The organism is Microbacterium umsixpiens, assembly GCF_053543675.1.
This window is the reverse complement of the sequence record NZ_JBLVOH010000109.1, coordinates 1-5,024: the sequence shown is the minus strand read 5'-3', so window position 1 is coordinate 5,024 and position 5,024 is coordinate 1. Positions and strand designations below refer to the sequence as shown.

Annotated in this window: 5 protein-coding genes, 1 tRNA gene and 1 pseudogene; 5 read left to right on the top strand and 2 right to left on the bottom strand. The window is 69.9% G+C overall.

Translation table 11 applies throughout. The annotated features are described in order from the left end of the window. The 3 genes and pseudogenes from ACNPM4_RS10960 to ACNPM4_RS10950 form a co-directional block, all read left to right on the top strand. Window positions 1–428: pseudogene (locus tag ACNPM4_RS10960) on the top strand (hypothetical protein); the annotation flags it as partial. Continuing rightward, entirely contained in the window at window positions 425–1,315 is an 891-nt protein-coding gene (locus ACNPM4_RS10955) for a siderophore-interacting protein (RefSeq protein WP_448985712.1), read from the top strand. The pseudogene ACNPM4_RS10960 and the gene ACNPM4_RS10955, both read left to right, overlap by 4 nt. 429 nt (window positions 1,316–1,744) lie before the next feature. After that, window positions 1,745–1,936: a hypothetical protein gene (locus ACNPM4_RS10950; protein ID WP_167634444.1), complete on the top strand. Its 192-nt coding sequence runs from the start codon at window positions 1,745–1,747 to the stop codon at window positions 1,934–1,936. Between the two features lie 27 nt (window positions 1,937–1,963). Here ACNPM4_RS10950 and ACNPM4_RS10945 read toward each other — a convergent pair. Then, window positions 1,964–2,039 (bottom strand) — tRNA-Met (locus ACNPM4_RS10945). Between the two features lie 87 nt (window positions 2,040–2,126). Beyond that, window positions 2,127–3,113: a helix-turn-helix transcriptional regulator gene (locus tag ACNPM4_RS10940; protein ID WP_448985710.1), complete on the bottom strand. Its 987-nt coding sequence runs from the start codon at window positions 3,111–3,113 to the stop codon at window positions 2,127–2,129. Between the two features lie 62 nt (window positions 3,114–3,175). On the opposite strand from ACNPM4_RS10940, the gene ACNPM4_RS10935 reads away from it, so the two are divergent. Both ACNPM4_RS10935 and ACNPM4_RS10930 read left to right on the top strand, forming a co-directional pair. After that, window positions 3,176–4,240 carry an ABC transporter ATP-binding protein gene (locus ACNPM4_RS10935; protein ID WP_448985708.1) on the top strand — a complete coding sequence of 355 codons (1,065 nt, stop codon included), beginning with the start codon at window positions 3,176–3,178 and terminating at the stop codon, window positions 4,238–4,240. Beyond that, window positions 4,237–5,016, top strand: coding sequence for an ABC transporter permease (locus ACNPM4_RS10930; RefSeq protein WP_448985707.1), 780 nt, complete (start codon window positions 4,237–4,239; stop codon window positions 5,014–5,016). Before ACNPM4_RS10935 ends, ACNPM4_RS10930 begins: the two co-directional genes overlap by 4 nt. Window positions 5,017–5,024 lie beyond the last annotated feature (8 nt).

The window sequence follows — 5,024 nt, the reverse complement described above, 5'->3', positions numbered from 1 at the left end:
TGGTCTCCGAGCGGGACGGCGGTGCCGCATCCGCGTCCGCCGTGCCGCTCGACGAGGGACGCATCCAGCAGCTCGCGGTCGCGCGGGCGTTCCTCGCCGACCCCGACGTCGTGATCCTCGACGAGGCCACCGCCGACGTCGGTCTCCATCACCGCGAAGCCGTGGAACACGCGATCGCGGCGCTGCGCAAGGGCCGCACCGCCGTGCTCATCGCGCACCGGCTGCAGCAGGCCGTCACCGCCGAGCAGATCGTCGTGCTCGCCGACGGCAGGCCGACGCAGCGCGGCACGCACGACGAGCTCATCGCCACGGCGGGTCTCTACCGCGACTCCTGGCTCGCCCAGACCCGCAGCGCTCCCCATCCGAACACCCCCACCGGCCACACCCCTGCCGGCCAGACCCCCACCACAGAGACGGAGACTCCGTGAGCATCCACCGCGGCATCGTCAGCAGCACCACCACCCTCACTCCGACCCTGGTCCGCGTCACACTCGGCGGTGACGGCATCACCGACTTCCTCAGCACCGGCATCGGCGACGAGTACGTGCGGGTGTTCTTCCCGCACGGCGAGGACCCGAAAGATGTCTCGCTTCCCGTGCCCGCGGGCGACTGGTGGGAGACGCCGGAGGGCGCGCCCGAAGCGCCGATGCGCACGTACACGATCAGCGGTGTGCGCCCGGATGCCGGCGAGCTCGACATCGACTTCGTGATCCACGAGGCGGGCATCGCGGGGCCGTGGGCTGCGCGCGCGGAGCCGGGGCACGTGCTCGGTCTGAACTCCCCGACCGGTCTCTACTCGCCGCCGGAAGACATCACATGGCAGGTGCTCGTCGCCGACCTCACCGGGCTTCCCGCCGTGGCACGCATCATCGCCGAGGTGCCGTCGGGCGCGCGCACCCGGGTCGTGCTCGAGGTGCCGAGCGAGGCGGACCGCGTGCCGCTCGAGGTCGGCCCCGACGTCGAGGTCACCTGGGTGGTCGGCGGCAACGGCCACGGCCCCAGCGCGCTCGGCCCGCTCGTCCGCGGCATCGTCGACGACCGGCTCCCCCTCGACAAGGGGTACGTGTGGGTGGCCGGCGAGACCGTGGCGCTGCGCGACGTGCGCAAGTACCTGCGCAAGGAGCTCGGCCTGCCCGCGACCCGCTTCAAGGTCGTCGGTTACTGGACCCCCGTCGCCGCCTGGGACGAGAAGTTCGCCGCGCTCCCCGACTCGGTGCAGAAGGAGTTGGATGCGATCTGGGCCGATGCCGAGGGCGACGAGCCCGAAGACGTGCAGGTGCGCTTCGAGGAACGGCTGGATCAGTTGGGGTTGTAGAGGGGGCAGGTGCACACCGACGAGACCAGCTTTCCCTGCGATGCGGACAAACCTGAGCAGTTACGCCGCTGCTGAGGTATCCTTGACTCATAACCACCCGGATGTTTCGACTACCGGGCGCGGCCCTCCGAGAGATCGGAGGGCCTGCTTTTTTAGGGCCAGGTCGATGGCTTCCGAATGGTCTTCCCGTGAGCATCGACGAACTCCGTCGGGCTTCGGCAGGCAAACCGGCTCAGGGTCCGCCCGCAAAAGCGAAAGGCCTCCGAGATTCCCGGAGGCCGAACGCCGATCGAGCATTCCCGATCCATTTGCTTCAAACCTATTTGACGCTCGGTTGTTCCACCAGACCGGCACACTCCCGCTCAAGCAAGAGCCTCTTCGAGACCCTCGTCGGTCGACATCGACGCACCCGACTGGCAGGGTGGAAGGATGCGAGGCAACGGAACCAGCACCGGCATCCACTGGGGGCTGATGGCCTTCGGCGCCCTCTTCGGGCTGACCTGCGCGGTGCTGATCCTCACCGAGGTGCTGAGCCCGACCCTGTGGTTCACCGTCGTCGCGATGGCCTGCGTGGTGCTGTCCCAGGCGCTCACGATCCGTTCGAAGCGACGGAACCGCTGACGGTGCCGCCCGACGGCGGACCTGAAGTGGACGCGACGGCGGGAGTCGAACCCGCAACGCCATCAGGTATGAGCTGAGGCCCGGGACCGCCCGGATCGCCGCGATGGGAATGACGTTACCCGGCCGTGATCTGACCCGCCAGGACCGTTGCCTGGGATAACCCTATGAGTCGGACAATGACGGATGCCGGTCACGCGGCGTCATCGGGCTCCGGGGTGTCGAGGGCGCGCAGCAGCCGGGCGACGGCCTCGCGCAGCTCGCTTCGGTGCGGTTCGGCGAGCGCCACCGCGTACTCGACACCCTCGGGGATCCAGAGCAGTGCATACATCGCCTCGCGCCAGTCCGACCCGCCGAAGGGCCAGCGCGTGCGGTCGTCGCCCACCGCCGTCGCTCCCTGCGACCAGGGACCGAAGCGCTCCTGCATCTCGGCGAGCGGCAGCTCCATCACCGCGGCTGCCTCGACCTTCTGCGGCGACCACGACGAGGCGATCAGCACGCGCTCCTCGATCTCCTCCTCGGTGATGTCGCGTCGGGCGAACAGTACGCGCGTGTGCTCGACGGCGGCGATGCGGTCGACGCGGAACGTGCGCCAGTCCTCGCGGTCGAGGTCCCAGCAGAGCACGAACCACTTGCGACCGGCCGGCGCCAGGGCATGCGGCTCGACCCGGCGCACGCTCTCGCGCCCTTCGCCATCCACGTATCGCAGCCGCAGCCGCTCGGTGTCGCGCGTGGCGAGCGCGATCTCCCCCAGCACCTCGGGCGAGACGACCGGACCGTCGCCGATGCGCGGCGCCTGCACCGACGCGGCGAGCGCGTTCACCCGCTGACGCAGCGCCGACGGCAGCACCTGCTCGAGTTTCGCGAGTGCCGTGAGCGTGACCTCGGGACCGCCGACGAGCTGCTGCGTGGCGGCGACCCGCAGTCCGATCGCCATCGTGACCGCCTCGTCGTCGTTGAGCAGCAGCGGCGGCACCGCGCTCCCGGCCTCGAGCCGGTAGCCTCCGGCGACGCCCGGGGAGGACTCCACCCGATACCCGAGCTCGCGCAGCCGGTCGACGTCGCGGCGCACGGTGCGCTCGGTCACGCCCAGCCGGGTGGCGAGCTCGGTCCCCGGCCAGTGCCGGTGCGTCTGCAGCAGATTGAGCAGAGCCAGTGCGCGCGAGGTGGTGTCGGTCATGCGTCTCAGATTGCCAGATCATGCGGACAGGATCTGTCCGCATGGGTTCCTACGCTCTCCCCATGAACGAATCCCTCATCGAGACCGAAGGCCTGACCAAGGTCTTCACCGTCAAGAAGACGCCGGTGCATGCCGTGACCGACGTCTCCTTCACCGCCGTGCGCGGCGAGCTCGTCGCCTTCCTCGGCCCGAACGGTGCCGGCAAGTCGACCACCCTGCGGATGCTGACCACCCTCATCCCGCCCACCTCGGGGAGCGCACGCGTGGTGGGGCACGACATCCGCACCGACGCCGCCGGGGTCCGCGCCCGCATCGGCTACGTCGGCCAGCTCACCAGCGGAAGCTTCTCGCAGCGGGTGCGCGACGAACTGCTGAGCCAGGGCGCCTTCTACGGGATGACGCGGAGGGACAGCGCGAAGCGGGCCGACGAGCTGATCGAGTCGCTCGACCTCACCTCCTTCGCGACGCGGACCGTGCAGCAGCTCAGCGGCGGGCAGAAGCGCCGACTCGACATCGCACTCGGGCTCATGCACGCACCGCCGCTGATCTTCCTGGACGAGCCCTCCACCGGACTCGACCCGCAGAGCCGCGCGAACCTGTGGGAGCACATCCTCGACCTGCGCACGCAGCACGGCACCACGGTCTTCCTCACCACGCACTACCTGGAAGAGGCCGACCGCTACGCCGAGCGCGTGATGGTCATGGACAAGGGGCGCATCATCGCCGACGACGACGCCGCCTCCCTCAAGGCGACACTGGCCGGCGACGTGCTCACCTTCGGGTTCGCGGATGCTGCCGAAGCGGCGAGCGCCCGCGCGGTGGTCGCTCGCCTCAGCTCCGCCGAGGTCACGGTCGAGGGCGAGTCCATCTCGCTCGCGGTGCAGGACGGCGACCGACTGCTGCCGGTGATCGTGCGCGAGCTCGACGCCGCCGGCATCCTCGTCCGCCGCGCGACCGGCGTCCCGCCCACGCTGGACGACGTGTTCCTCGCCCTCACCGGCCGCACCCTGCGCGACGCCGGCGAAGGAGCGGATGCCGCCGGCGAAGCATCCGATTCCGCCGACACCAGCACGACCTCCGCGAACAGCACGACCGCTGCGAACAGCACGACAGGAGTCCTCTCATGACCACCACCGACACGCTCGTGCGCCCGAACCTCGCGCGCGACACCCGCAACGTGCTGACGCGCGAGCTCAAGCCCGTGGTCCGCGATCCGTTCACCCTGATCTTCAGCCTGCTGCAGCCGCTCGTCTTCCTCGGGCTGTTCGCTCCGCTGCTGATCGGCGACTCGGGGCAGCCGGCCGGCGAGACCCTGGCCTGGTTCGTGCCCGGCGTGCTCGTGATGATCGTGCTGTTCGGCACCGGTGCCACCGGCTCGAACCTGCAGTACGAGATGATGACCGGCTCGCACGAGCGCACCCTGGTCGCCCCGCTCGCCCGCTCCTCGCTGCTGGTCGGGCGAGCGCTCAAGGAGATCGCGCCGATCGTGGTGCAGGCGCTCGTGATCGTACTGATCGCCTGGCCGTTCGGCTTCGCGGCCGACATCCCCGGGCTGCTCATCGGGCTGGCGCTGTTGGCCGTGTTCGGTGTGGGACTCGGCTCGCTGTCGTATTCGCTGGCACTGGCGACGAAGGACCGGGAGTGGCTGTTCTGGGGAGTGCAGCAGTCGCTGATCTTCCCGCTGCTGATCCTGTCGGGGATGCTGCTGCCGCTCGACGATGCTCCGGAGTGGATGCGGGCCGTCGCATCGGTCAACCCGGTGAACTGGGTCGTGCAGGCCGAGCGGGCGCTGTTCGCTGGAGACCTCGGCGACATCACTGTGCTGTGGGGCTGGGTATCGGCACTCGCGGTCGCGGTTGTCGGACTGATCGTCGGGGTGCGCGCCATCCGCCGCAGCAACTGACCCGACCC

Coding starts and splice junctions, on each gene's coding strand:
- ACNPM4_RS10940 (WP_448985710.1), bottom strand. CDS start 3,113: ATGACCGACACCACCTCGCGCGCACTGGCTCTGCTCAATCTGCTGCAG.
- ACNPM4_RS10950 (WP_167634444.1), top strand. CDS start 1,745: ATGCGAGGCAACGGAACCAGCACCGGCATCCACTGGGGGCTGATGGCC.
- ACNPM4_RS10935 (WP_448985708.1), top strand. CDS start 3,176: ATGAACGAATCCCTCATCGAGACCGAAGGCCTGACCAAGGTCTTCACC.
- ACNPM4_RS10930 (WP_448985707.1), top strand. CDS start 4,237: ATGACCACCACCGACACGCTCGTGCGCCCGAACCTCGCGCGCGACACC.